27 protein-coding genes and 1 tRNA gene are annotated in these 26,086 nt (G+C 64.7%); 11 read left to right on the forward strand and 17 right to left on the reverse strand.

The genetic code is table 11. The features are described from left to right. Positions 1–214: 214 nt before the first annotated feature. Together AC0L3U_RS17690 and AC0L3U_RS17695 are read right to left on the reverse strand one after the other, a co-directional pair. Positions 215–1,219, reverse strand: a complete 1,005-nt coding sequence (locus AC0L3U_RS17690; RefSeq protein ID WP_473362568.1) for an ABC transporter substrate-binding protein — start codon at positions 1,217–1,219, stop codon at positions 215–217. A gap of 42 nt (positions 1,220–1,261) precedes the next feature. Continuing rightward, a complete protein-coding gene (locus AC0L3U_RS17695) occupies positions 1,262–2,626 on the reverse strand; it encodes an FAD-dependent oxidoreductase (protein WP_473362569.1) in 1,365 nt (454 codons plus the stop codon). A 112-nt stretch (positions 2,627–2,738) separates the two neighbouring features. Here AC0L3U_RS17695 and AC0L3U_RS17700 point away from each other — a divergent pair, with 112 nt between their 5' ends. Further along, on the forward strand, positions 2,739–3,623 hold the full coding sequence (locus AC0L3U_RS17700; protein ID WP_247363017.1) for a LysR family transcriptional regulator: 885 nt from the start codon (positions 2,739–2,741) through the stop codon (positions 3,621–3,623). Between the two features lie 45 nt (positions 3,624–3,668). Here the strand turns inward: AC0L3U_RS17700 and AC0L3U_RS17705 are convergent, their stop codons facing one another. The 3 genes from AC0L3U_RS17705 to AC0L3U_RS17715 form a co-directional block, all read right to left on the reverse strand. Continuing rightward, positions 3,669–5,705 (reverse strand): methyl-accepting chemotaxis protein, encoded by a 2,037-nt coding sequence (locus AC0L3U_RS17705; RefSeq protein WP_473362570.1) that lies wholly within the window; start codon positions 5,703–5,705, stop codon positions 3,669–3,671. Between the two features lie 16 nt (positions 5,706–5,721). Next, entirely contained in the window at positions 5,722–6,708 is a 987-nt protein-coding gene (locus AC0L3U_RS17710) for a TRAP transporter substrate-binding protein (RefSeq protein ID WP_456766519.1), read from the reverse strand. 162 nt (positions 6,709–6,870) lie between these two features. Then, positions 6,871–7,674, reverse strand: coding sequence for an enoyl-CoA hydratase-related protein (locus AC0L3U_RS17715; protein WP_473362571.1), 804 nt, complete (start codon positions 7,672–7,674; stop codon positions 6,871–6,873). Between the two features lie 154 nt (positions 7,675–7,828). On the opposite strand from AC0L3U_RS17715, the gene AC0L3U_RS17720 reads away from it, so the two are divergent. Beyond that, positions 7,829–8,803: a ketopantoate reductase family protein gene (locus tag AC0L3U_RS17720; RefSeq protein WP_473362572.1), complete on the forward strand. Its 975-nt coding sequence runs from the start codon at positions 7,829–7,831 to the stop codon at positions 8,801–8,803. 4 nt (positions 8,804–8,807) lie between these two features. On the opposite strand, the gene AC0L3U_RS17725 is transcribed toward AC0L3U_RS17720, so the two are convergent. Continuing rightward, positions 8,808–9,506 carry an alpha/beta hydrolase family protein gene (locus tag AC0L3U_RS17725; protein WP_473362655.1) on the reverse strand — a complete coding sequence of 233 codons (699 nt, stop codon included), beginning with the start codon at positions 9,504–9,506 and terminating at the stop codon, positions 8,808–8,810. A gap of 120 nt (positions 9,507–9,626) precedes the next feature. On the opposite strand from AC0L3U_RS17725, the gene AC0L3U_RS17730 reads away from it, so the two are divergent. Then, a complete protein-coding gene (locus tag AC0L3U_RS17730; protein ID WP_473362573.1) occupies positions 9,627–10,772 on the forward strand; it encodes an acyl-CoA dehydrogenase family protein in 1,146 nt (381 codons plus the stop codon). An 18-nt stretch (positions 10,773–10,790) separates the two neighbouring features. Here AC0L3U_RS17730 and AC0L3U_RS17735 read toward each other — a convergent pair whose 3' ends face one another. Beyond that, complete coding sequence (locus AC0L3U_RS17735; protein ID WP_473362574.1) at positions 10,791–11,675, reverse strand: LysR family transcriptional regulator; 885 nt, start codon at positions 11,673–11,675, stop codon at positions 10,791–10,793. Between the two features lie 70 nt (positions 11,676–11,745). On the opposite strand from AC0L3U_RS17735, the gene AC0L3U_RS17740 reads away from it, so the two are divergent. The 3 genes from AC0L3U_RS17740 to AC0L3U_RS17750 are packed head-to-tail and all read left to right on the forward strand — an operon-like array spanning position 11,746 to position 13,276. Further along, positions 11,746–12,207: a DoxX family protein gene (locus AC0L3U_RS17740; protein ID WP_473362575.1), complete on the forward strand. Its 462-nt coding sequence runs from the start codon at positions 11,746–11,748 to the stop codon at positions 12,205–12,207. Between the two features lie 18 nt (positions 12,208–12,225). Next, complete coding sequence (locus AC0L3U_RS17745; RefSeq protein ID WP_473362576.1) at positions 12,226–12,687, forward strand: DsrE family protein; 462 nt, start codon at positions 12,226–12,228, stop codon at positions 12,685–12,687. A 46-nt stretch (positions 12,688–12,733) separates the two neighbouring features. Continuing rightward, positions 12,734–13,276, forward strand: coding sequence for a TlpA family protein disulfide reductase (locus AC0L3U_RS17750; protein ID WP_473362656.1), 543 nt, complete (start codon positions 12,734–12,736; stop codon positions 13,274–13,276). Between the two features lie 6 nt (positions 13,277–13,282). Here the strand turns inward: AC0L3U_RS17750 and AC0L3U_RS17755 are convergent, their stop codons facing one another. The 7 genes from AC0L3U_RS17755 to AC0L3U_RS17785 form a co-directional block, all read right to left on the reverse strand. Continuing rightward, positions 13,283–14,422 carry an amidohydrolase/deacetylase family metallohydrolase gene (locus AC0L3U_RS17755; RefSeq protein WP_473362577.1) on the reverse strand — a complete coding sequence of 380 codons (1,140 nt, stop codon included), beginning with the start codon at positions 14,420–14,422 and terminating at the stop codon, positions 13,283–13,285. Positions 14,423–14,556: 134 nt separating this feature from the next. Beyond that, positions 14,557–14,633: transfer RNA gene (locus AC0L3U_RS17760), tRNA-Arg, on the reverse strand. A gap of 91 nt (positions 14,634–14,724) precedes the next feature. After that, positions 14,725–15,681: a tripartite tricarboxylate transporter substrate-binding protein gene (locus tag AC0L3U_RS17765; protein WP_473362578.1), complete on the reverse strand. Its 957-nt coding sequence runs from the start codon at positions 15,679–15,681 to the stop codon at positions 14,725–14,727. Positions 15,682–15,728: 47 nt separating this feature from the next. Then, positions 15,729–16,100, reverse strand: a complete 372-nt coding sequence (locus AC0L3U_RS17770) for a dimethylsulfonioproprionate lyase family protein (protein ID WP_473362579.1) — start codon at positions 16,098–16,100, stop codon at positions 15,729–15,731. Positions 16,101–16,120: 20 nt separating this feature from the next. Continuing rightward, complete coding sequence (locus tag AC0L3U_RS17775) at positions 16,121–17,044, reverse strand: hypothetical protein (RefSeq protein WP_473362580.1); 924 nt, start codon at positions 17,042–17,044, stop codon at positions 16,121–16,123. 137 nt (positions 17,045–17,181) lie between these two features. Next, positions 17,182–17,820: an RraA family protein gene (locus AC0L3U_RS17780; RefSeq protein WP_473362581.1), complete on the reverse strand. Its 639-nt coding sequence runs from the start codon at positions 17,818–17,820 to the stop codon at positions 17,182–17,184. 26 nt (positions 17,821–17,846) lie between these two features. Beyond that, positions 17,847–19,364, reverse strand: coding sequence for an AMP-binding protein (locus tag AC0L3U_RS17785; protein ID WP_473362582.1), 1,518 nt, complete (start codon positions 19,362–19,364; stop codon positions 17,847–17,849). Positions 19,365–19,572: 208 nt separating this feature from the next. On the opposite strand from AC0L3U_RS17785, the gene AC0L3U_RS17790 reads away from it, so the two are divergent. Continuing rightward, complete coding sequence (locus tag AC0L3U_RS17790; protein ID WP_456766624.1) at positions 19,573–20,205, forward strand: hypothetical protein; 633 nt, start codon at positions 19,573–19,575, stop codon at positions 20,203–20,205. Positions 20,206–20,319: 114 nt separating this feature from the next. Here AC0L3U_RS17790 and AC0L3U_RS17795 read toward each other — a convergent pair whose 3' ends face one another. After that, positions 20,320–20,535, reverse strand: a complete 216-nt coding sequence (locus AC0L3U_RS17795; RefSeq protein WP_473362583.1) for a hypothetical protein — start codon at positions 20,533–20,535, stop codon at positions 20,320–20,322. A 36-nt stretch (positions 20,536–20,571) separates the two neighbouring features. Further along, on the reverse strand, positions 20,572–21,573 hold the full coding sequence (locus AC0L3U_RS17800; RefSeq protein WP_473362584.1) for a 2-dehydropantoate 2-reductase: 1,002 nt from the start codon (positions 21,571–21,573) through the stop codon (positions 20,572–20,574). Positions 21,574–21,730: 157 nt separating this feature from the next. Here AC0L3U_RS17800 and AC0L3U_RS17805 point away from each other — a divergent pair, with 157 nt between their 5' ends. Both AC0L3U_RS17805 and AC0L3U_RS17810 read left to right on the forward strand, forming a co-directional pair. Next, positions 21,731–22,306, forward strand: a complete 576-nt coding sequence (locus AC0L3U_RS17805) for a YidB family protein (RefSeq protein WP_473362585.1) — start codon at positions 21,731–21,733, stop codon at positions 22,304–22,306. Positions 22,307–22,337: 31 nt separating this feature from the next. Further along, entirely contained in the window at positions 22,338–22,610 is a 273-nt protein-coding gene (locus AC0L3U_RS17810; RefSeq protein WP_196236584.1) for a GlsB/YeaQ/YmgE family stress response membrane protein, read from the forward strand. Positions 22,611–22,799: 189 nt separating this feature from the next. On the opposite strand, the gene AC0L3U_RS17815 is transcribed toward AC0L3U_RS17810, so the two are convergent. Continuing rightward, on the reverse strand, positions 22,800–23,585 hold the full coding sequence (locus tag AC0L3U_RS17815; RefSeq protein WP_473362586.1) for an SDR family NAD(P)-dependent oxidoreductase: 786 nt from the start codon (positions 23,583–23,585) through the stop codon (positions 22,800–22,802). Positions 23,586–23,834: 249 nt separating this feature from the next. On the opposite strand from AC0L3U_RS17815, the gene AC0L3U_RS17820 reads away from it, so the two are divergent. Continuing rightward, positions 23,835–24,899, forward strand: a complete 1,065-nt coding sequence (locus AC0L3U_RS17820) for an acyl-CoA dehydrogenase family protein (RefSeq protein ID WP_473362587.1) — start codon at positions 23,835–23,837, stop codon at positions 24,897–24,899. Positions 24,900–24,916: 17 nt separating this feature from the next. Further along, positions 24,917–26,077 carry an acyl-CoA dehydrogenase family protein gene (locus AC0L3U_RS17825; protein ID WP_008133127.1) on the forward strand — a complete coding sequence of 387 codons (1,161 nt, stop codon included), beginning with the start codon at positions 24,917–24,919 and terminating at the stop codon, positions 26,075–26,077. Positions 26,078–26,086: the final 9 nt, after the last annotated feature.

The raw sequence follows: 26,086 nt of genomic DNA on the forward strand, positions 1-26,086 counted from the left end.
CATACGCCGAGTGGCAGTGTGGCGCAAAGTGGTCATTGCCTGTCTTCGCCAAATTCAATTCGGTGGTTATGGGTCCCGGCCTTCGCCGGGACGACACTGAGGGCGCGACTGCATCCGGGCTGTGCATCCTTCGAGGCTCGCTTCGCGAGCACCTCCAGCGACAACGGCTTTGCCGTTGCGCGGGGATGACGGAGATCGTTGCGAGCGCGCATCATCAATCCGCCTTCACAAATTCCTTTGCGATGATCGCATTCGCGTCAAAACCCTTGTCGGCAAAGCCCTGCTCCTGCAGCCATTTGATCTGGTTGTCGACGTTCTTCACATCCAGCTTGCCGTCGGGATCGATATAGGCGCAGTTGCCGACCACCTGCTCGACCGGGAGATTTGTATATTTGGCGATGATCTCCAGCAGCGGCTTTGTCTTGTCATTGATCGGCGCGACACCGTCTTTCATCGCGGCAAGGATGACGTCGTGATATTCGCGGTCGGCCTTTGCCAAAGCGCCGAGCAGCTTCGTCACCAGCACCTTGTTGGTCAGCGTCTTCGGCGAGGCGAACACCGCGCCCAATTGCCAGGGTGTCTCGTCGCCGACCCAGCCAAGGAACTTCGCACCGCCGTCGTCCATCAGCTTTCGCGCGGTGGAGATCGGCAGCAGCGCGGCATCCACGGTTTCGCCCTTCAGCGCGGCCGCCGCGTTCGACAGCGATTGCAGCGGCACGATCTTCACGTCCGCGAGCTTGAAGCCGTATTTGTCGGCAAGCAGCCCGAGCGAATAGTGAAAGGAGGAGCCGACCTGCGTCATCGCCACGCGCTTGCCCGCGAGGTCCTTCGGCGTCTTCAGGCCGCTCGCATAGGCGTTGTTGCTGGCGAAATAGCCGATCAGGGGATAGCCGGCCTTCTCGCGGCTCATGCCGCCGATCACCTTGAGCACGCCCTTGCCGGCGAGATTGTAGAGACCGGCGGTGAAGGCGGTGACGCCGAAATCGATGTCGCCGGATGTGGTCGCGACCGCGATCGGCTGCGCCGCATCGAAGAATTTCAGCTCGACGTCGAGGCCGGCCTCGCGGAAATAGCCCTTGTCCTGGGCGATGAAGACGGGCGCGGAGGACGACAGGCGGAGCACGCCGATCCTGGCCTTCAGCGCGTCCTCGGCCCGCGCCGTGCCCATCGCCGTGATCGCCATCAGGCCAGCTAGCGCGAGCCGTACAATCCCGATCATCCCGTTTCCTCCAGTGGTTCTTTTGGTCGTTTTTGCAGTCCGTCAGAGCCCTTCGGGCACGGGCTGGTCCCGGCCGATAAAGGCGCCCTGTTGTTTCAACGTTTCCTGCAGCTTTTCAACGGGGATGTCACGCGGGATCCGGTTTCCGGACAGCGCCAGCGCGGCGGCGGAACCGGCGGCCTCCCCCATCACGAAACAGGCACCGGAGACCCGGGCCGCCGATTGGCCTTCATGGGTCATCGAGGCGCAGCGGCCGGCGACCAGCAGATTGTCGACGCCTTCGGGCACCAGCATGCGGTAAGGCAGCTCGTTATAGCCTCGCGATTCCGGGATCGGCGGGAAGGTGAAGACGACGTCGCCGGGGACATGGGCCTCGATCGGCCAGCCATTGACCCCGATGGAATCCTCGAACGAGGCGCAGCCGAGCACGTCCGCGCCGCTGAGCTGATAGCCGCCATTGATGCGGCGGGTTTCGCGGATGCCGAGCTGCGGCGGCAGGTCGACGATGTAGGATTTTTCAAAGCCCGGCACGGTGCGCAGGAATTCGAACGCGGCCAGCGCCTGCTTGCGGCCCTCGATCTCGCCACGGGTGAGATCGTCAGGCTCGATGCCGTTGATGGCGTGGCCGTCCTCGCGCGCCACTTGGGTGAAGTTCACCCGCCATTCGATGCCGGACTTTTGCGGCCGCACGATCGCGCTCTTGCGCGGGAATGTGTGCGTGCCGGCGGCGGTGGCCTGCTCCATCAATTGTGGGATGGTGCGCCAGGCATCGCCCGCCTTCGCGGGATCGATGCCGTTGAGACGGAGCATCATCGAGGGATACATCGGATGGCCGTGCTCGTCGCCGAATTCGAACGGCGCGCCGGCCCAAACCGCGAGATCGCCGTCGCCGGAGCAATCGATGAAGATCTCGGATCGCACCGCCTGCCGGCCGGCCTTGGTCTCGACCATCAGCGCGTCGATGCGGCTGTTATCGCCCATCACGACGCCGGCACCGAGCGCGTGGAAAAGGATGTGCACCTTGTGGCTGGCGAGCAGCTGGTCGGCCGCGATCTTATAGGCGGCGGTGTCGTAAGCCTGGGCGAAGACCTTGCCGAGAATCAGATGCGGCGCATTGAGTCCGTTCAAATGGTCGATCCGCGCCAGCAGCTCCGATGCCATGCCTTGCACCAGCCGATGAGCCTCGCCGTAGACATTGCCATGCAGGCCGCAGAAATTGGTGACGCCGGCAGCGGTCCCCATGCCGCCGAGAAAGCCGTAGCGCTCGATCAGCAACGTCTTCCGCCCAGCGCGCGCAGCTGAGGCCGCCGCCACGATGCCGGCCGGACCGCCGCCGAGCACGACCACTTCATATTCGCCATAGATCGGCACATGGCGTGCCGGTTCTTCGATCGTCGTGGCCCGCATGGCGCGTCCTGCTCCCGAAATCTCTTGCTTGGGCCGACTATGAATTAACGCGTGCCGGGCTACAATCCACCAAAATACACGATCAGCTTTCACGAATCGAGAAAGGTGGGAAATGGACGTCCTCGTGAACCTCCAAGCCTTCCTCGCCACCGCAGACGCCGCCGGATTTTCCGCCGCGGCGAGAAAACTCAATGTCGCAACTTCGGTGGTCGCAAAGCGGGTCACCCAATTGGAGGCGCGGATCGGCACGCCGCTGTTTCATCGCTCGACGCGGCAATTGCGGCTGACCGCGGCCGGCCAGGAATATGTCCAGAGGGCGCGGAGCGTGGTCGCCGATGTCGGCGATCTCCTGTCGCGCATGGGCGAGAAAGGACATGATCTTATCGATCATTTGCGTATCAAGGCACCGACATCGCTGACCATCGCCCGGCTTGCCGATGTGTTCAGTGCGTTCCAGACCCAAAACCCGAAGCTGAAGCTCGAAATCGTCTTAATCGATCGTCCCGTTGATCCGGTGACGGAAGGCTTCGATATCGCCATCGGCGCGTTCCCGCATTCGTTTGGCGGCGTGGTCGACGAGCCCCTATGCCGATTGAAGCGCCTGTTGTGCGCGTCGCCGGCCTATCTCAGCGCGCACGGCATGCCGCGACACCCGCGCGATCTGGTCGATCATCGTTGCCTGAGTTTTCTTCCCACCGGCCCGGACTGGGTGTTCGACGGGCCGCGCGACCGTATCACCGTTCAGGTCCGGCCGCTGTTGAGTTCGAACGAGGGCCACGTGCTCGTGAAAAGCGCGATCGCCGGCAACGGCATCGCCTTCATCTCGCACTACCTTGCGGAAGAGGCTCTACGCCAAGGCACGTTGCAGGTCGTGTTGCCGGATTTTCCAATCCCCGATTTATGGGTCAAGGCCACCATTCCCGAGCGACGGGTCCAGGCTGCAGCGGTTCAGGCGCTATTGCGCGAATTGAAGAGCTCGCTGTTGCCGGTGCTGTAAGCCCGTTTCGTTTGCACCGGCGGCGTCGCCTATTTCAACGGGAATTCAGGCCGCCGAGCGGATAGTGTGGAGGAAATCGTCGACGTTCGACTTCATCGAATCCGCCTGCTGCTTGAGGGCCGCCGCGACCGTAAGAGCGGCCTCGGCACCCGCGTCGGTCTCGCCCGCCACCGCGCGCACCTGACCGATTTCCTGCGTCACCGCCGTGGTGCCGTTAGCCGCCTCTTCGACGTTGCGCGCGATTTCGCCCGTTGCCGCGCCCTGCTCTTCGACCGCCGCGGCGATCGCGGTGGCGATGTCGGCCATTTCCTTGACGGTGGTGCCGAACTGCTTGATCGCCTGGACCGATTGGCCGGTCGCACTCTGGATCGTCGCGATCTGGCTGGCGATCTGCTCGGTCGCCTGCGCTGTCTGGGTGGCGAGACTCTTGACCTCGCTGGCGACGATCGCGAAGCCCCGGCCGGCGTCACCGGCGCGCGCCGCTTCGATGGTCGCGTTCAGCGCCAGCAGATTGGTCTGACTGGCGATGGCCTGAATCAATTGAATGATAGTGCCGATCTTTTCAGCCGCATCCGACAGCCCATGGATCAAATCAGAGGTCCGGTTGGTCTCGTCAGTCGCCCGGTTCGAGACTGCGACGGAGCGGTGCACCTGGCTCGAGATTTCGCGGATCGAAGCCGCCAGTTGCTGAGTGGCGGAGGCGACGGTCTGCACGTTCATCGATGCCTGCTCGGCGCGGGTCGCGACCGCTTCGGCGAGCCCGCGACCACGCTCGGCGACCTTTGCCAACTCCTCGGCGCTGCGCCCCATGTCGTCGGCGCGGCCACCGACACCGGCAATCACCCCCTGCATGCCCTGCTCGAAGCGGCCGGCAAGATCAGACATCATGCGGGCACGGTCGGCCTCGGTGGCTTCGCGCTGTGCCGTGGCCTCGCCTTCCATACGACGAACCGCCAGCGCGTTTTCGCGGAACACCTCGACGGCACGCGCCATGCGGCCGATTTCGTCGCGCGATTCGCCGCCCGGAATGGCATCATCGAGCTCGCCCGCCGCCAGCGATTGCATCCGGTCCGTCATGCCGCGAATCGGGCCGGATACGCTGGCTCCGATCAGCCATGCGAGCACCGCTCCCAGCAGCAGCGCGCCGGCCGCGGTCGCGATGACGGTCTGTTTGGTTTGATCGACCGCCGCCGAGGTCTTGTCACCCTGCTCGGCGCGCACGGTGCCGAGCTTCGCATTGATCTTGTTGACCTGATCGTCGATCGCTGCACTCGCCTTCTTCAGTTCGGCCTGCCTGGCGCGCAGATCGGCGGCAACCTTGATGACCTCTTCGAGCGCCGTCGTGTCGGCGGCGATCGCGGTCTTGAGTGCTGCGACCAGCGTCTTCAATTTGGGGGCGTCCGCCGTCGCCAGCTCGGCCTCGGTGTCTGCGATCGCCAACTGGGCGTAGGACAACGCCTGCCTGGCGTCGTCCGCATCGCCCGTCGACAAAGTGGACCCATAGCGCATCACGGTGACGCGCAACGCGTCGACGACGCCGGCCAGCCGCATCGGGTTGACAAGCCGTTCCGCATCATCCGAGCGATTGGCAAGCGCAACCTGAATGCCGCTGACATTGAGGCCGGCGGCCGCGCCCTGGGCGTCAGTCTTCGTGGTGGCGGCGCGCAGCCGATCCGCCGCATCCGCCGCCGCGGTGAACGACGAACGATAGGTTTCCAGCGCCGTCTTGACCGGGCCGATGCCTTCCGCGATCGCTTGCAGCTTGCCGAATTGCCGATCGGCCTGATCGGCCAGTTTGCCCACGCCGTCGATCGCCTTGGCTGCGGCATCCTTGTCGCCGACATTCCATGTCCGGATGAATTTCTCGACCGCCGAGTTCGCTTCCAAAAGCGCGGCACGCGCCTGTGACATGCCGGCGTCGCCGGCAGCGCTGGTCACGAGGTCATTGACCGTTCCGCCAATCCGCTCGACCTGGACTACGGCGAAGCCCGCCAGCACGACCAGAAAGCTGAGAACGAGCGCGAAACCGCCAAACACGCGCGGACGAACACCGACCCGGGACATCATGTGCGATAATTTCATGGGAATTCCGAAATCCTTACTGGGTGGACCGGATGGTGGCGAGCAGATCCTTGCCGAACCGCTTCTCGAATTCCTGATCGAGCGGCTTGACCGCGTCGACGAAGGGTTGGCGATCGAATTTCTCGATCACGTCCATGCCGCCGCTGCGCACCTGCTCGAGCGACGCGGCATCGAGCTTCGCCTGCCATGTCGCCTCCGCTCCCGCCTTTGCCTGCGCGATCAGCGTGGCCTGGTCGGCCGGAGTGAGCTGCTCGAACATGGCCCGGTTGGCGATGAACACGACCGGCGCGAAGAAGTGGCCGGTCAATGTGAGGTATTTCTGGACTTCATAGAGACGGGATCCGGCTATGGTCGGCACCGGATTTTCCTGCCCATCGAGCCGGCCGTCCTTGAGCGCGGTATAGACCAGCGGAAATTCCATCGGGACCACTTCGGCACCGAGCGCCTTGAACGTCATCTGATAGATCGGGTTCGGGATGACACGAATCTTCAGACCCTTGATATCCTCGGGGCTGCGAACGGGTCGTTTGGAATTCGTGATGTTGCGGAAGCCCTGTCGGCCAATCGCCAGCAAGGTCAGCCCCTTGTCGCCGAATTTGGCGGCGATTGCCGCGCCGGCCGGACCTTGCGCCACGGCCTTGGCGTGAGCCGTATCGCGAAACAGGAAGGGAATGTCGAACACGCCGAGTTCGGGGACGACCGCACTGACCACCGAACCCGACAGCACCGCCATATCGACAGCGCCGGACTGCGTCGCTGCGAGAATGGCGTTCTCGCTGCCGACTGCATTGGTGGCGCGCTGGTCGATCACGATGGGCTTGCCGGGCAATGCCACCAGCTTCTGGCGAAACTCATCCGCCCCGATCTGCTGCGGGCTCCCAAGCTGGGAATTGAACGCCAGAGAGACCAGCCGAGGTGAAGCGGCAACCGGATGCAGGACCAGCAGCGTTGCCGCCGCGACGATCGATCCGGCCTTCCAAAATCCCAGAACTTCTCTGTGCATCCGACACCATGGCGTGACAATTGTCGTAACCATAATGGTCGGGAATGATTGAACTCTTAAGGATGGCCCCGCGGAATTACGGGGATTCGGATCGATCCCGCGTGCACGATTTGGGGATGGTGCACGATGCAGATCGTATCGGCTTGCTGCTGAGCGGCGCGCTCAGGCCTTGCCGCCACTCCAATTCGCCGCGCGCTTCTCCGCGAACGACGCCAGCCCCTCCGCGGCTTCCGCACTCTGGCGCTTGACCGAATGCAGGTGCACGAGCCGCTCGTAGGCGGCATCGTCCACCGCCATTCCGCCGAACGAGCTCTCCAGTGCCAGCCGCTTGGTCTCGGCCATCGCTTCAGGTCCGTTGGCAAGCAACTGCTCGATCACCTTCGCGCCGGCGGGGTCGAGATCGGCGAGCGGCACCACCTCGTGGACGAGGCCGATGCGACGGGCGTCCTCGGCGCCGAAACGTTCACCTGTCAGCGCGTAGCGGCGGACTTGCCGTACGCCAATGGCATCGCAGAGCTGCGGGATGATGATGGCCGCGGTCAGGCCCCAGCGCACCTCGGTGATCGAGAACAGGGCGTTGTCGGCCGCGATCACGACGTCGCAGGCTGCGATCACGCCGGTGCCGCCGCCGAAGCAGCCGCCCTGCACCAGCGCGACCGTCGGGATCGGCAGTGTGTTGAGCCGCTGCACGGCCTCGAATGTCGCCCGCGACGCGGCCTCGTTCGCATCAGTCGATTGCGGCCGCACGCCGTTGATCCATTTGAGGTCGGCGCCGGCCTGGAAATGCTTGCCGTTGCCCTTGAGCACGACGACGCGAAGGTTGGGCTTGCTGCCGAGATCGTCCATGGCCGCGAGCACGCCCGCGATCAACGCGCCGTCATAGGCGTTGTTGACCTCCGGCCGGTTCAACGTGACGGTCGCAACCCCACGCGCATCCAGGGTCCACAGGACGGGGCTGTCGGTCATCTTTGTTCCTCCGCTCGTTTGTTTGGCGCGCACTATGACCGAGGCTCCGCGCCTTGATCCATATCTTTCGAGCGTAGGGCGGCCGCGTCCATCGCATGGCGGCTTGTGTCATGCTGCCGCGGGGCGGCATTAAGGGATCAGGGACGGACATCACATGCGCATCTGCATTTTCGGCGCGGGCGCCGTCGGCAGCCATCTCGCGGTCAGGCTGGCCCGCGCCGGCCACGAGGTCGCGTGCGTGATGCGCGGCGCGCACCTGGAGGCAGCCCGGGCCAACGGCCTGAAGCTGCGCGTCGGCGATTCCGAGGTCTCCGCCAAGGTGAACGCCTCCGGCGATCCGGCCCAGCTCGGCCCGCAGGACGTCGTGATCAGCACCTTGAAGGCAACCGCGCTGACCGGGCTGGTCTCCAGTCTCAAGCCGCTGCTGCAGGACGACACCGCCATCGTGTTCGCGCAGAACGGCATTCCCTGGTGGTACGGGATCGGCCTGCCGCCGCGGCACCCGACCCCGCCCGACATCTCCTTCCTCGACCCGGGCGGACGCCTGCGCGCCTGCATCCCGAAGGAGCGGATCGTCGGCGGCGTGGTCTTCTCCTCGAATGAGGTGATCGCGCCCGGCGTGGTGCAGAACCTGACGCCCGACCGCAACCGCCTGCTGATCGGCGAATGCGACGACCGCAATTGCGAGCGCATCACGACGCTGCGCGGTGTCTTCACCGACGCGCGGCTGGAATCGCCGCCGGTCGCCGAGATCCGCGAGGCGATCTGGTCAAAGCTGCTGACCAACATGTCACTGTCGGTGCTGTGCCTGCTCACCGGCCAGACCGCGCGCGGCGTGCGCGACGATCCTGCGTTCGCCGAGGTCATCCCGCGGATGCTGAACGAGGCCAACGAGATCGCCCAGCACTTCATCCCCGAGGTCAAGCGCGTATCACGCAGCGGCCCCGCCCCCAATCACAAGCCGTCGCTGCTGCAGGACTACGAGCTCGGCCGCGCCATGGAGATCGACGTCCTGGTGAAGGCGCCCCAAGCCTTCGCGCGCACCGCCGGCCTGTCGACGCCGACGCTCGACCTGATCGCCGCGCTGGCGATCCAGAAGGCGCGCGACAAGGGGCTATATTCGTCGTGAGATTTCAGGCGAGTTGGTCGATCCAGACCACCAGCGCATCAAGCACCTCCGCAAGCGCCTCTTCATTGCTACGGCCGGATTTTTTCAGCACCGCGAAAGAGTGATCGCCGCCTTCGATCTCGTGCAGCGTCGCTTTGGGGGCAAGAGCGGCGATGACCGGCTTGAGGAGGCCGAGATCGGCAAGCCCGTCGCGCGTGCCTTGCAGGAACAGCATCGGGATCTCGACACGGGCGAGATGCTCGGCGCGCTCCGTCGACGGCTTCTTGTCGGCGTGCAGGGGAAAACCGAGGAAGGCGAGCCCTTTGACACCAGGCAGTGGAGTCTTGGACTGCGCCTGCGAGGTCATGCGCCCGCCGAAGGATTTTCCGCCCGCAACGAGCTTCACACCGGGGCAGAGCCGCGCGGCTTCCTCGACTGCCGCGCGGATCGTGGCATGGGCGACCGCCGGCTGGTCGGGACGGCCCAGCTTGTTCTCCATGTAGGGAAAATTGAAGCGGAAGGTCGCGATGCCGCGAGCAGCGAGCCCCTCCGCAATCCTGTCCATCGATGCGTGCCGCATTCCTGCACCGGCACCATGCGCCAGAACGTAGCAGGCGCGCGCCTTGTCCGGCTGCATCAGGATCGCGGAGACCGTGCCGATGCGCGCGATGTCGAGCTTGAGCTCTTTGGTTTTGACGGTTTGAGTTTTGACAGCCACAATCAACCATCCCGACAGATGCTGCTCCGGCCGCCTTGGTAGCGTCACCGGCGCAGCCTGAAAACACAATAATTGCCGCTGCCGACTGGCCTACCAAGCCGGAACACTGCATCAACCGAGGTTTTCATGTCCTACCGCTCCTCCTGGATGACCGAAGAGCTCGAAATCTTCCGCGATCAGTTCCGGAAATACCTTGCCAAGGATCTGGCCCCGCATGCCGAAAAATGGCGCGAGCAGAAGATGGTCGACCGCTTTGCCTGGCGCGGGCTTGGCGAGATGGGCGCGCTGCTGGCGAGCGTGCCGGAGGAATATGGCGGCCTCGGCGCGACCTTCGCCTATGACGCCGCCGTGCTCGACGACCTCGAAAGCACGGTACCCGAGCTGACGACCGGCGTCTCCGTGCACAGCGCCATCGTCGCGCACTACATCCTCAATTACGGCTCCGAGGAGCAGAAGAAGCGCTGGCTGCCGAAGATGGCGTCGGGCGAGATGGTCGGCGCCATCGCCATGACCGAGCCCGGCACCGGCTCGGATCTGCAGGCCATCAAGACCACGGCCAGGAAGCAGGGCAATTCCTACGTCATCAACGGACAGAAGACTTTCATCACCAACGGCCAGGCCGCCGATCTCGTCATCGTGGTCGCGCGCACCGGCGATGTCGGCGCCAAGGGCATTTCGCTGATCGTGGTCGAAACCTCAGGCGCGGATGGATACAAGCGCGGGCGCAACCTCGACAAGATCGGCCTGCATGCCTCCGACACGTCCGAGCTGTTCTTCGACAACGTCGCGGTGCCGCCGGAGAACCTGCTGGGCGGCGAGGAAGGCCAGGGCTTCGTGCAGCTGATGCAGCAATTGCCGCAGGAGCGCCTCGCGCTCGCGGTCGGCGCGGTCGCCGCGATGGAGCGCGCAATAAAACTCACCGTCGACTACACCAACGAGCGGAAAGCGTTTGGCAAGCCGCTGATGGATTTCCAGAACACCGCCTTCAAGCTCGCCGAGCGCAAGACCGAAGCGATGATCGCGCGCGTCTTCGTCGACTGGTGCATCGAGCGGCTGGTCGCCAAGGACCTCGACACCGTCACGGCGTCGATGGCGAAATACTGGTGCTCGGAGAAGCAGGTCGAGACCGCCGACGAATGCCTCCAGCTGTTCGGCGGCTACGGCTACATGCAGGAATATCCGATCTCGCGCATCTTCATCGATTCCCGCATCCAGAAGATCTATGGCGGGACGAACGAGATCATGAAGCTGTTGATCGCGAGGTCGCTGTAATCAGATCGCTATAGCCGGCTATCTCATCCGCTTGTCCGCCGCGACGAAGTCGATGAACGTCCGGACCTTGGCGGAAAGGTATTTGCGGCTGGGATAGACCGCGAACAGCTTGCCCTCGAACAGGACCTGCTCGGGCATGACGTGCTCGAGGCGGCCGGCGGCGATATCCTCCGCGACCAGCCATTTCGGCAGGAAGGCGAGGCCCATGCCTTCGAGCGCTGCCATGTGCAGCAGCGTTTCGTTGCCGCTGCGCAGCACCGGATTGAGCTTGACGGTCTCGGTGCCGTGCTCGCCCTCGAAGGAGACGCTTTCACCCGGGTACAGCGCGTAGTGCAGCATCGCCTGGCCGGCGAGATCGGCAAGTTTGGTCGGGCGCCCCGCGCGATCGAGATAAGCGGGCGCGCCGACCATAAGGAACGCAACCTTGGTGATGGGCCGCGCGATCAGCGCCTCATCGGGCGCGCCGGTTGCGCGAAGGGCGAGATCGAATCCCTCCTCGACCAGATTGACCATCCGTCCGCTGAGATCGACATCGAGGCGCACCTCCGGATAGCGCGCCTGGTAGTCCGCCAGCACGCCCGCGAAGATCGTGTTCGCCATCCACACCGGCGCGGTCAACCGCAGCGTGCCGCGCGGAACGACCGTCGCATTGCTGACGGCGGCTTCGACCTCATCAAGCGAATCCAGCATCTGCCGCGTCTGCTCGAAATAGAGCGCTCCGCTTTCGCTCAGGCTGACGCGCCGACTGGTGCGGTTGAGCAGTCTCGTGCCCAGCCGCTTCTCGAGCTGCATCACGTGTTTGCTCGCCATCGCGGGCGAGATGCGCAGGCGTTGCGCCGCGGTCGCGAAGCTCTTCAGCTCGGCGACCAGGCAGAACACCCTCATGCTGACCAAAGAATCCATGAAATCATCAACACCCAGGAAATGAACTAATCCTGGGACGCATAATGATCAAATATGAGGAAACTATCAAATGGTGGCGACCGTCACCTTTTGGAGAACCACCGTGTCCACCACCGCATTCGAGACTGCCTCCCCCGGCCGCGCCATTCGTATCGGCCTTTGGATCGCACAGGGCCTGCTCTTTTTCGTTTTCACCGCAGCCGGGCTGGTCAAGCTGCTGACGCCGATTCCAGAGCTTGCCGCGATGATGCCCTGGGCCGGCCAGTATTCCGCAACGTTCGTCCGGTTCATCGGGCTGGTCGATCTCGCCGGCGGAATCGGCATCCTGCTGCCGGCGCTGACGCGGGTCCTGCCCCGGCTGACGGTGCTGGCCGCGCTGGGCTGCTCCATGTTGCAGGTGTTGGCGCTCGTCTTCCACATCTCGCGCGGCGAGGCGCCGGTCACGCCGCTCAACGTCGTTCTGCTCGCGCTCAGCCTGTTCGTGCTCTGGGGCCGCGACCGCAAGGCGCCGATCGCGCCACGCCGGTTCTGATCGGCGAGCGCCGCGGCCATGATCTCCGCCAACGGATGGTCCCGCAGGGGCCTGCTCGCCGGCACCGCGATCCTCACGGCCGGCGGCACCGCCGCGGCCAAGGAGGATCGTCTCGCCGACGGCGTCGTGATCCTGATCGACAGCAACGAGCCCTATGTCATGGGTCACGCGATCAGCTACTCGGCTAACCTCTCGAAGCACTTTGCGGACAGGGGCGCGCGATTGCTGATCGAGGTCGTCGCCAACGGCAAGGGCATCGACGTCTTCCGGGCGGACAAGACCCCGCTGGTCGAGCCGCTCGCGACGCTGCGGCAGTCGGTGCCCAATCTCACCTACAGCATGTGCGCATCGTCAAAAGCGATCGCCGAAGCCAAGGAGCAGGTCCCGATTCCGCTGATAGCAGGTGCCAGCCTCGTGCCGTTCGGGATCGGACGCGTGGTCGATCTGCAGCTCAAGGGCTGGGCCTACATCCATGCGTAACGAGGCGCGCGAAAGCGGTCCATTGCCGTCGCGGCGATCGATCTTGATGGCCATGCCGGCGCTTCTTGCCTCCTTGCGCGCGGCCGATGCGCAGGAAGGCTGGCCGCCGGTGCTCGAGGCCGGCCGCAGTCAGTTCACGCTGGTGCGGCCGCGCGCGTCGATGCCAACGCTCAGGGTTCAAGACACTGGCGGGAAGGACGTCGCGTTGAGCGCGACGCCGGGCCGCATCACCCTCGTCAATTTCTGGGCCACCTGGTGCGCGGCCTGCCGGCTCGATCTGCCTGTGCTCGCAAGTCTCGCGGGATCGCGGCCCGACCGGCTCGATGTTGTCGCGATCTGCACGGATACCAAAGACCTGCGCAAGATCCGCTCGTTCCTCGGCGGCCTCGCCGTGCAGAAACTCGCTTGCTATGTCGACGCCTATGGCGCGGCGGCCGAAGCGTCGATCGCGCCGTTCTCCCTCGTCGGCATGCCCATCACCTATCTCGTCGGAGCGAGCGGTCACGTCGAGGGCTACATCACCGGTGCGCCCGACTGGCTTTCTCCGGCAGGCGCGCGGCTGCTGCAATTCTATCGCGAGCGGGGCTAGCGCCGCTCAATTCGGATGCCACCAGCGGCCGCCGATCACGACACCTTCGGAGACGATCTTGCGGTCACCGATCAGGTGCTCGCCGACGACGTCCTCATAGTCGAACTGGCCTTGCTTGATCGAAATCAGCGTGGCGTCGCCGACGCTGCCCGGCTTGAGGCTGCCGAGCTCGGGGCGCCGCAGCGCCATCGCGGCGTTGACGGTCGAGGTTGCGATGACGTCGGACAGCGGCATGCCCATGCACAGGAATTTCGACAGGGTCGTGACCTGGTCGAAGGCCGGGCCGTCGATGCAGAGCTGATGGATGTCGGACGAGATGGTGTCCGGATAGAAGCCGTTGGCGAGCATGGCGCGCGCGGTCTTGAACGCGAACGAGCCCTTGCCGTGGCCGATGTCGAACAGCACGCCGCGCTCGCGCGCGTCGAGCACCGCCCGCTTCACCGTGCCCTGCGCGGTCGCGGGCGTGTTGGGGAAGGGCCGGAACGCGTGGGTGAGCACGTCGCCGGGGCGCAGGCGCGCCAGCACCTCCTCGTAGCTCGGCGGCGGATGATCGATATGCGCCATCAGGGGCATGCCGACCTCGTTCGCGACCTCGAGCGCGATATCGAGCGGCACGACGCCCGACGTGCCCGAGGAGTGCAAACCCACGCGCACCTTGATGCCGACGATGAGGTCGCGGTTGGCATCGGCCACCTTGGCCGCCTCGATCGGATTCATCAGCCGCAGCTCCTCGCTCTCGCCCACCATGATCCGGTGCGAGAAGCCGAAAATGCCGGCATGCGAGACATGCAGATAAGCGAGAATGCGGACCTGGCTCGGCTCGATCACATGCTTGCGGAAGCCCGCAAAATTGCCCGGCCCCGCGCTGCCGGTATCGACCGCGGTGGTGACGCCGGAGAGGCGGCAGAATTCCTCGGCGTCGATGCCGAGCGACGTGCCGCCCCAATAGACATGGGTGTGGAGATCGATCAGCCCCGGGGTCACGATGTAGCGAGACACGTCGCGCACGTCAGTGCCCGGATCAGCCTTGAGCCCGGCGCCGATCGCAGCGACCTTGCCGCCGGCAAAGGCGACATCGGTCACGGCGTCGAGCTTCTGGGACGGGTCGACCACACGGCCGCCGCGCAGGATCAAGTCGAAAGGCATTGTCGTCTCCGGATGGGATAGTGGGGCGTGGCTGGCGGGCACATCAGCCGGGCCAGCAAGGAAGGAAGCCGTTCGCTTCTAGCAATTTTTGCGCCGATCGGCGTGGCAAACCATGACTGCGGCTGATGAAAAACTGGCGATCCCGGGAAGACTCGAACTTCCGACCTACGGTTTAGGAAACCGTCGCTCTATCCGGCTGAGCTACGGGACCGCGGAACCCGCAGAGCGGGTTACCGGGGCTTCATATCAAAGCGGAGGCGGGATCGGAAGCCCTCCGCGTTGCTCAATGCGGGGGGCTGCCGTCACGCCCGGATATTGTTGTCCTTCACCACCTTGCCCCAAATGGCGACCTGCTTGTCGAAGAAGGTCTTGAAGGCGGGACCGTCCTCGAGCAGCAGCGTCATCTGCTGCGTCTCCTTGAGCTGCGCGGCGGTTGCGGGCTCGCTCAGGATCTCCTTGGACGCCGCCGCGAGGCCTGCGACGATGTCCGGCGGCGTGCCCGTGGGCGCGAAGATGCCCCACCAGGCCAGCGTCTCGAAATCCGGGAAGCCCGCCTCGATCGCGGTCGGCGTATCCGGCAGGCCGGGCAGCCGCTCGCGGCCGAGCTGCAGGATCGGACGCAGCATGTTGGTGCCGAGCTGGGCTGCGACCAGCGCCGCAGATCCCGCGATCAGGTCGACATGGCCGCCGAGCACGTCGTTCATCGCGGGGCCACCGCCGCGATAGGGCACATGCATGATCTCGACGCCAGCCTTGTTGCCGAGCACGGTCATGGCGAGATGGCCGAGCGTGCCGATGCCGACGGAGGCATATTTCACCGCGCCGGGCATCGCCTTGCAGGCCGCCACCACGTCGGCAAAGCTCTTGTAGGGACGGCCGGCACCGGCGGCGATCACGTAAGGCGCGGTGCCGACCAGCAACACCGGCATCAGCTCGCGCTCGACATCGACCGGCGGCTTGTCGAGGATGGAGGGGATCACCGCGTGGGAATCGAACGTGACCAGGAACGTCGAGCCATCCGGCGGGCTCTTGGCGACCTGCGCCGCGCCGAGCGCGCCGGCGGCGCCCGACTTGTTCTCGACGATGACGATGCGGTTGAGCTTGGTTTGCAGATGGCTCTGGAGCAGCCGCGCCATCGCATCGGTCGATCCGCCCGGCGGGAACGGCACCACCAGCGTGATTTTTGAAGCCTGCGCCAACGCCGGCGTCATCGCGAGAATAGCCGGCGCTGCGAGCAGCGTCCGTCGTGTGATCGTCATGGTATCCCTCCCCTGTTTTCTCGCGCCTGGCTTTTGCTCTTGGCGCTTTAAGTGGTCCCGAAACCGGATCCCACTTTTCTGTATTCTGGCCGCGGCGGACTGAAAATGTCCAGCACGCGGGCGCCGTCGGGGCCGGCGCGCATGGTGTGCGGCACATTGCCCGGCGTGCGCCAGAAGTCGCCTTTCTTCACGGCAATCTCCTCACTGCCCTGGACGCGGATGGCGGAGCCATCGAGCAGCACGCCCCATTGCTCCTCGGGATGATGGTGCAGCGTGCCTTGCGCATGCGGCGCCAGCGTCACCACCGACAGCATGGCCTGCTCGCCGGAGAAGATGCGCGTGGTCACCCCTGCCGCGAGCTCGCGAAACAGCCCGTCGCTGGCGTCGTCGAGATTGTGGAATTCGTCCTTCTGGCTCACGCGATCCTCCCCTTTACGCTTTATTTTGCAGCAGACTGGCTCACGGCGGCCAGAAGGCGGTCTTTGAACTCACCCTTCACGGTAACATACACGCTCGACCAATGCCGGCTCTTGAACTCGCAGCTGCCTCGTGGGCAATATTCTTTGTCGTGATAGTCTCCATTGAGGACGCCGAACAGAGTCATTCGACCGTCCAACAGACGAAACAAAGCGCTACCTGATGCCCCTACTGTGAATTCGCAGCTCGTTTCGAATATCGACCAGTCCCTTACGTCGCGTATCTGGCACTCCTGAATCGTCTTGTTGAAGGGGCCGTACCTGTCCCTCTTTCCCGTGGCTTCGATGTCGTAACCGACAACCGCCAGGACACGCTCCAACGCGACCACAGTTTCAGCCCGATCATTGATCTCGTAAGGCGTCACTTCCGCGGCAGACTCGAGCTTTGCGACTGCCCAATCGCTGACAATCGCCTTGGGCGCACTCTCAACGCATGTGCCCATCCATAGGGTCGCTGACAGAGGAATGGTACGCCTCTCGGCTCCGAGATAGTACTCGAATATGCACTTGTCAGGTGACGTATGGGGTTTGCAAAGGTCCCGAAACGCGTGAGCCGCCGTGGTAATCACGTCGCGCGCTCCAGTCACTTGAGCGCTGCTATCTCCACCAGGACATCGCAGGGCTCCACTTGCCGCAAAGCGCTTTTCCACCTCACCTGAGGGGAGACCGTTGGCTTTTGCGTAAACCCCTTCAGTCAGTCGTCGCTCTGTATCGATCGAAGCGGCCTTGACTGCCAGATGACTATCAGTGACGCGATCGCGATTGAAAATGGGCGCTGCCCCGCGGCCGGAGCCAAAAGGCGGCATCTTCCACGAACCAACCTCGTTGCTTCCAGAGACCAACAGAACGAAGAAGCTAGGCAGGACGATCGCGTAATTCCTCGTCACGTGAAGTATCCCCAGCAGCAAAAAGCATGAAGCAAGTCTGACCGAAACAAAGTCGTGAAATCACTTTCGAAAGAGGCAATGGCCAACGTCGACGTGCGATCGATTCGACCATTGCTTTGACCTAAGCCTCGCGCTGTTCAGGATTTGCCATACGAGCCCTGATAGCGGCCCTCGCGGATCGCCTTCAGAGTCTCCTCCTCGCGCGCGACCTGGGCGCGCACGGCATCCAGCAGCGCCGCGGCACCGGCGGCGGCAAACGACACCACGCCGTCCTCGTCGCCAACGACAATGTCGCCGGGCGAGATCACGCTGCCGCCGATCGAAACAGGCACGTTGATCTCGCCGGGGCCGTTCTTGTAGGGCCCGCGGTGGATCACCGCGCGGGCGTAGCAGGGAAAATCATCGGCCGCGAACGCCGCGACGTCGCGGATCGCGCCGTCGATGACATAGCCTTCGGCTTTGCGCCATTGCGCGATGTTCTTCATGATCTCGCCCACCAGCGCGCGGGTCTCATCGCCGCCGCCATCGACCACGATGACGTCGCCGGGGCCCACCAGCTCGAGTGCGCGATGGATGGCGAGATTGTCGCCGGGACGGGTGCGCACCGTGAAGGCCGTGCCCACCAGCTTGGCGCCGCGATGATAGGGCTTGAGCCCCACTGCGCCCGGCAACCGGCCGAGATTGTCGGAAATGACCGAGGTCGGCACACCGCGAAAACCCTCGATGATCGCAGCCGGCGGCTTCGGCACAGCGTTCGCAGCAATGGTGATGGTCATAATTTCAGTCCTTCCCGTGAATTCTCTTACTCTGCGTCCGCCCGCGCCTTCGCCGGCCAAATCCGGAAGGCGCGCCCCTCCTTCATCCACGCCGCGCGTTCGTCGCGCAACAGGGTGCGGCGAACTTTTCCGGAATCGTCGCGCGGCGGGGCGGTGACGAGCTCGAAGCTCTCCGGATGCTTGTAGCGGCTGAGCCGGTCTCTCAAAAAATCCGCCATGCCGTCGGCGATCGCCTGACCGTCCGCATCGCCCTCCGGCTCGATGATGGCGTGCACGCGCTGGCCCAATTCCGGATCGGGCAATCCCACCACGACGCAGGAGCGCACGCCCGGACAGGCGGAGACGGCAGCTTCGACCTCGGCGGGATAGATGTTGGCACCGCCGCGCAGCACCATGTCGGCGAGACGGTCGCCGAGATAAAGGTAGCCTTCCGCATCCAGCCTGCCGATATCGCCGAGCGATTCCCAGCCGTCGGCGCGGCGCTTCGGCTCGGCGCCGAGATAATGATAGGTGGCATCCTTGCCGTCATTGTTGAGGAAATAGATCTCGCCGGTCTCACCGGGCGCGACGTCGTTGCCGTCTTCGCCGATGATGCGCAAGCGCGCCATCTCGCCGATCTTGCCGACCGAACCCTTGTGCGTCAGCCATTCCGTGCCGGAGATGATGCAGGAGCCTTGTCGCTCGGTGCCGCCATAGAGCTCCCAGATTCGCTCGGGCCCGAGCCAGGCGATCCAGTTCTCCTTCAGCCAGGGTGGCATCGGAGCGGCCATGTGGAAGACGGTTTGCAGGCTCGACACATCATAGGCGTTGCGCACGTGCTCCGGTAGCGCCCAGATCCGGTGCATCATGGTCGGCACGAAATTGACCCATTGCACGCGCTCGCGCGCGATTTGCCGCAGCGCCTCCTCGGCGTCGAACTTGACGAGGCCGGTGAGCTGGCCGCCGGTGAACAGCGCGTAATGCGACACGATGAACGGCGCATTGTGATAGAGCGGACCGGGATTGAGCAGCGAGACCCCGAAGGGGATGTTGAGCGGCGGCGCGGCGACCGTGTCGATCACCGCCGGTTGGTGATCGAGGATCACCTTCGGCCGCCCGGTCGATCCGCCACTGGTCATGGCTTTCCAATAGCGCGCCACCGGTGCGGTGAGCGGCTCGTCCGAAAATCCTTCCGGCACGAAATCCGCGGGCAGACGGTTCGGCGCGTTCCAGTCGGCTTCGCCGCCGACCACCAGCGCCGGCTTGAGGATGTCGAGCACCGCGGCGGCTTCGCCGCGCGGCAGCCGCCATGACAGCGAGGTCGGCGTCGCTCCGCATTTCCACACCGCAAAGGAAGTCTCGAAGAACGCATTGCCGTTGGGCAAACCGATTGCGACGAAGTCGCCGGGCCTGACGCCCTTGGCCATGAACGCCCGCGCGCGCCGGTTGGCGCCGCGTTCGAGCGCGTCCCATGTCAGCGTGTCCTGCCCGTGACGGACGGCGATCGTGCCTTGCGGTTTGCGCTCGGCGTACCAGCGCGGCACGTCGGACAGGGGCAGCAGCATCAGGCGTTTCCACTTCGTTTTCTTGGCGTCGCCAATGAGGCGAGCGCAGGATGAAGTGACGCTGTGACTCCTGCGCCACGTCAAGCAAAAAATGTCAGCATCGCAGCCATGAAATTCCCGGGTTCCATGGGTGACAAGCCGGCCATAAAGGGGCAAAAATCAGTCCGACTCAGTTCGGGTTGAGTTTTGCAAGGAATGCTCTCGTAGAATGTCGGACGTAGTTGCATCGCGTCGTGCGGCGCTTGTGGTTGCCGCAGCAGGATTTTTCCTGCTGGCGCCGTCGCATGCCCAGGCACAATGGTGGAAGCGCGCGCCTGTCGACTTCGAGGCCTGCGCCGACGCCGCCGAGAAAGCCACCACCAAATCCGAGAAGACGGCTGCGCTTGCCGACTGCAACGCCAAATTCGCCGGCCGGCGCAAGGCAGGTGGCGGCTATTCCTATTACGATTTCCTCCAGGATCGCACCTTCGACATCGCCGGCCCCAATCCGACGCCGGAGGAGCAGAAGAAGATCGACGAATCCTACACCGCCTATCTCGCCAATCAGCGCCGCAGCAATGAAGCCGCGCAGGCCACCGCGCGCCAGCAGCGCGAGCAGCAGGAACAACAGCTGCAGCAGCTCCAGCGGGTCGCGTTGCGAACCGAGGTCGAGCGCGTGCCCGTGCCGGTCGAGCGACCGAAAGTCCAGCAGGCCGCCATCGGCGACGCACGACCGCGGCCGAAGGGCGCACCCTGTACCAAGGGCTCGTTCTCCTGCGAATGGCCGCGGCTGTCGGATGGATTGAACGACATCAAGAAGCTGTTCAGCCCGACGCCGAGCAAGCCCGCGAAGAAGGGCTGAGTTGCGCCGTCATTGCGAGCGCAGCGAAGCAATCCAGCATCTCTCCGCGGAGCCAGTCTGGATTGCTTCGCTACGCTCGCAATGACGAAGTGGATGGAGATCCGTCTCCTAGCCTCAGTTCGGAGGCTTCTTCTTGCTGCGCTTCGGTTGAGCTACCCGCGCATTCGCAGGCGCCGTCGTGATCGGAGAACTGCCCAATTGCGACCTGCTCTCCTGCAATCGCCTGTCATAGCCGGGAGAGTTCATGACCGTCGGCGGCCGGGCCTCCGCGACCGAGGACGCGGCGCAGAGCACGGCAAACGCGAATCCGCTCATCAGACGACGCTTCATCGTTGCTCCTCCCGTCGCGCAGCCTGCACTCATGCGTTACCCGCGAACCTGCTGCGGCGTCAGCCGCGGTGGACCTTTGCCCGCGGCCTCAGCCTCCTTGATCAGCGCAACAATGCGGCGCGACAGCGGCACGTCGACATTGTTCTGCTCGGCGAGCGCGATGATCGCGCCCTGGAAATAGTCGATCTCGGTCTTGCGGCCCTGCTTCAGATCCTGCCACATCGAGGAGCGCGCCTCGGGATCTATCTTCATGGTCCGTCCCAGGATCAGCTTGAAAATCGGATCAGGCAGCCTCAGCAAGGTGGGCGTCCAGGACGATGGGATCGGCGTCGCCGAAACCGGCGTGATGCCGGCGGCCCTCATCGCAGCCAGCCCCTCCGCCATCTGTTCGGCGAACAGCCTTCGCCAGTCGCGGTTCGCCAATTGCGCGGCGAGCGGCATATCGGACAAGGCGCTGAGCGCGTTATTCAAATTGATGATCAGCTTGCCCCATTGCACGCCGGTGATGTCGCGGCTCGCGCGCATGGCGAGCCCCGGCACCGACAGCACTGCGGCCGTGTTCGCATCATCTTGGCCCACATGAATGTCGCCGGAGGTCGAGCGGTGGAAGCGGCCCTCGCCCATGCCGACCACGTTGAAAGGCACCATGCCGGCGAGCACGCGGCGGTCGCCCATGCGCTCGCGCAGCACCGCGACATTGCCGACGCCGTTCTGCAGCGAGACGATGACGGCGTCCTGCGGCGCATGCTGCGCGATCAGGTCCGCGACACCTGCCGTGTCGGCGCTCTTCACCGCGACCAGCACGATGCCGGCGCTGTGGAAGATCGCGGGATCTTCCGACAGCGCGAGGCGGCCCGGGTCGAGCTTCGTCTCGGAGCCGTCGAAATCGGTCAGAAGCAGGCCGAACCGCTCGATCTCGGTCTTCACCCGCGGCCGCACCAGGAACGCGACGCGGCGGCCGGCAGCCGCCAGGGTGCCGCCGACGAAACATCCGATGGCGCCTGCGCCGGCCACCACGATCGGTCGATCCGTCATCACCTCGGCTTGCTCCCTTTAACGATCTGCCCTCGATAGCAGAGGCTGTGCCTGCTGCCCATTCCCGCAGTTGCGGCGCAATCGCCTTGTAACCGTCATGACAGGCTCATATGTTTTCGATCGGGGCTTGTTAGGCAAGAAAGCGCCAAAGGAGAACGCCATGGGTTTGCTCGACGTCCTCAACGGCATGCAGAACGGCCCGCGCGGGCCAAGCACGCCGAGTTCACAATCCTCTTCCAGCGGCGGCATGTCGCCCATGACCATGGCGCTGCTTGGCCTGCTCGCCTGGAAGGCATTCAAACATTTGAGCGGCAACCAGAGCGGCAGCGCGCCGCAGCCGTCCCCGGCACCGACGCATCTCCCCCCGTCGGTGAATGCAGGCGCTGGCGGCGGCCTCGGTGACCTGTTGAAGGGCGGCCTTGGCGGCCTGCTTGCGGGCGGCGCGGCCGGCAGCGTGCTCAGCGGCGGGCTCGGCGATCTCCTCAACCAGCTCCAGCAGAGCGGTCATGGCGATACTGCCAATACCTGGGTCGGCAAGGGCGATAACAAGGCGATCGCACCAGGCGATCTCGCCAATGCGCTCGGCGCCGACCAGATCGAGAGCCTGTCGGCCCAGAGCGGCCTGTCGCGTGATGAGCTGCTCTCCGGCCTCAGCCAGTATCTGCCGCAGGTGGTCGATCATCTGACGCCGGACGGACGGCTGCCGACCGAGCAAGAGATCGCGGGCAGAGTCTGATTTGGTTTAGTCAAACGAGGGGAGCACGGACATGAGCATGGGTGGCTTGTTGTGGATCATCGTCGTCGGCTTCGTCGCCGGCCTCATCGCGCGTTGGCTGGCGCCGGGACCGAACAATCCGAGCGGCTTCATCCTCACCACCATTCTCGGCATCGCCGGCGCGTTTCTCGCGACCTTCATCGGCCAGGCCATCGGGCATTACAGTCCCGACCAGGGCGCGGGATTCATCATGGCCACCATCGGCGCCGTGGTGGTGCTGTTCATCTGGCACCGGCTGGTGGCGAGCGGTGTGATCAAGGGGTAGCACAGTCGCTTTGCGGTGTGGCCGATCCACAAGTTCGGTGTCCTCCCGGCGAAGGCCGGGACCCATAACCACAACAGGTGGTGAGGCGCGAAACCGGGAATTGCCAGTCTTCGCCAAACTGAATTCGGTGGTTATGGGTCCCGGCCTTCGCCGGGACGACGCTCTATTTGCCGCACTCGCCGCGCGACTTCACGTCACCAAATGCATCCCTGCATCCATGCGCACGACCTCGCCGGTCATGTTGCTGGAGGCAGGCATCGCCAGGAAGCAGACGAGCTGCGCGATGTCTTCCGCCGATGATGCGACCTTCAGCGGCACCTTCGCCACGACGCTGTCGCGTACCTGCTTGGCGCCAGCCTCGCCGCGGCCCTTGGTGAACCAGGGTGTGTCGATATAGCCCGGACACACCGTGTTGACGCGGATCAGCGGTGCCAGTGCGCGCGACAGCGACAGCGTCATGGTGTTGAGCGCGCCCTTGCTCGCGGCATAGGCGATGGACGATCCGACGCCGCTGATGCCGGCGACGGAGGAGATGTTGACCACGGCGGACGGCCGCCCAGAGGCCTTGGCGCCCGCCTCGAGCAGGCTGCGCGCCGCACGCACCATCTGGAACGGGCCGATGGTGTTGACGCCATACAGGCGCTGGAAATCTTCTGCCGACAATCCATCGAGATCGGCATGAGCGACATGCTTGGTGGTGCCGGCATTGTTGACGAGCACGTCGAGCCGGCCCCAGCCGCCAGCTGCCGCGACGATCTTGCGGCAATCGTCATCCTTCGAGACGTCGCCCTGCGCGACCAGAACTTCCGGTGAGCCCGCCTTGCGGCACAGCTCAGCGGTCGCCTCCGCTTCCTTCTGGCTCGAGGAATAGTTGATGACGAGCCGCGCCCCGCTCCGTGCGAGAATTTCCGCGGTCGCAGCACCCAGGCCGGAGGCGGACCCCGTCACGATTGCGCACAAACTGTCCTTTGCCATCCGGATTTCCTTCCCCTTGATTGAGTATCGACGTTCTGTTTAGCGAGTTTGCCGCGCCCTGCAAATCGAGCAAAACTCCGCTAAGCGGAATTAGCCTTCTATAGTCCCTTGCGCCCATGCCCGCGCCGCAGGTTGACCTGCGATCAGCGCTTGTCAGGGCCATGGCTTTTTTGGATCATCGGGCGCAAGAAGAACCTGCGCGTCCGCCCACGGGGCGGGAAGCGCCAATGGCAAAACACGGGGAACGCTGTGGCGGAGAGTGACAATATCGTCGTCGAGACTGCGGAGAAAATCTTCGCCGATCTCGCCGATCCGCAGACCGTCAACAACGACAAGAAGGATTCGTGGCAAGCGCCGCTGTGGCAGGCGCTGAGCGAGGCCGGCTTGCCGTTGTCCTGGGTGCCGGACGATCTCGGCGGCTCCGGCGCGAGCCTTGCCGACGGCTTTGCGCTGCTGAACGCCGCCGGCCGTTTCGCCGTCGCGGTTCCCCTGGCCGAAACCATGCTGGCCGGCTGGCTGCTGGCGCAGGCGAAGATCGCATCCCCCGAAGGGGAGATGACGGTGCTGCCGGCGTCGCCCAAGGATCGCATCACCCGCGACGCCGACGGCGCGCTCTCCGGCCGCGCCCGCGGCGTGCCCTTCGCAAAGGCGGCAAAGCACTTCGCGGTGCTGGCCCACGGCAAGGACGGCGCCTCGATCGCGCTGGTCGACGCGAGCAGGGGTCGGATCGAGACCGGACTCAACGTCGGCTACGACCACAGCGACACCGTCACGCTCGACAAGGTGCAGCCCGTCACCATCAAGCCCGCCCCGAACGGCTTTGACCAGACCACAATGATGCTGATGGGCGTCGTCGCGCGCAGCCTTCAGATCGCGGGCGCGCTGGAATCGATGCTCGACATCTCCGTGCGCTATTCCAACGAGCGCGTCGCCTTCGAGAAGAAGATCTCCAAATTCCAGGCGGTGCAGCACAACCTCGCCCGCCTCGCCGGCGAGTCGGCCGCTGCCCTTGCCGCGGCGACCTCGGCCGCCGACGCCATCGCCAACGCAAAGTCGTTCGACGACGCGGTCTACCTCGAAGCCGCCTCGGCAAAGATCCGCTGCGCGGAAGCCGCGGAAAAGGGCGGCGCCATTGCGCATCAGGTCCATGGCGCGATCGGCTTCACCCTGGAGCACATCCTGCACCGCTATTCGCTGCGGGCACTGGCCTGGCGCGATGATTTCGGTTCGGAAAGCCACTGGGCCGTCGAGCTCGGCAAGCTGGTCGCAAACCGCGGCGCCGACGAATTGTGGCCGCTCGTGGCTTCGCGCTGATCAGGGACGAGACAACAATGACCGCTGCCCTCCGTTTCGATCCGATCCGCCTGCCCGAGAAATGCGAGCAATTGCGCAAGGAAGTGCGCGCCTTCCTCGCCGAGGAAATCGCCGCCGGCACCTTCGATCCGCACAAGCCCAACCGCGAAGACACCGACGCGCCGGAATTTTCCCGCCGGGTCGGCGCCAAGGGTTGGCTCGGCATGACATGGCCGAAAAAATATGGCGGCCAGGAGCGCTCGTTCCTCGAACGTTACGTGGTGACCGAGGAGATGCGCGTCGCCAACGCGCCGACGCGGCGGTTCTTCGTCGCCGACCGCCAGAGCGGGCCGGTGCTGATCAAGTACGCGCCCGAGCACATCAAGATGGACATCCTGCCGCGCATTTGCCGCGGCGAGATCTGCTTCGCGATCGGCATGAGCGAGCCGAACTCCGGCTCGGACCTGTTCGCCGCGAAGACGCGCGCGACCAAGACCGACGGCGGCTATCTCATCAACGGCACCAAGATCTGGACCTCGTCGGCGCATATCGCCGACTACATGATCGCGATCTTCCGGACCTCGCAGCCGACCAAGGAGAACCGGCGCCATGGCCTGACCCAGTTCCTGGTCAAGATGAAGCAGCCGGGGATCCAGGTGAACCCGATCGGCCAGATCACCGGCCAGTACGAGTTCAACGAGGTCGTGTTCACCGATTTCTTCGTACCCGACGATCATGTGCTCGGCGAAGTCGACGGCGCCTGGAAGCAGGCCACCAGCGAGCTCGCTTATGAGCGATCGGGCCCCGAGCGCTTCCTGGAGACCTACTACGTGCTGACCGAGCTGGTTCGCGCCGTTGGTCCCAATCCGGACACGCGCAGCGCCGAAGGGATCGGCCGGCTGGTGGCGCAGCTCCACACCATGCGGCGCATGTCGGTCTCGGTCGCGGGCATGCTGCAAGCCGGCAAGGAGCCGGTCGTCGAAGCCTCCATCGTCAAGGACATCGGCACGGTGTGGGAACAGCAGCTGCCGCACCGCGTGCGCGATCTCGCCGCCTTCGTCGAGGAGACCGCGACCAACCGCGAGACGCTGGAGCGGCAGCTCGACTTCGCCATCAAGACCGCGCCGAAACTCACCATCCAGGGCGGCACCACCGAGGTGCTGCGCGGCATCATCGCCCGCGGGCTTGGTTTGCGCTAATCATTCGAG

It is taken from the genome of Bradyrhizobium sp. Kon69, assembly GCF_055807515.1.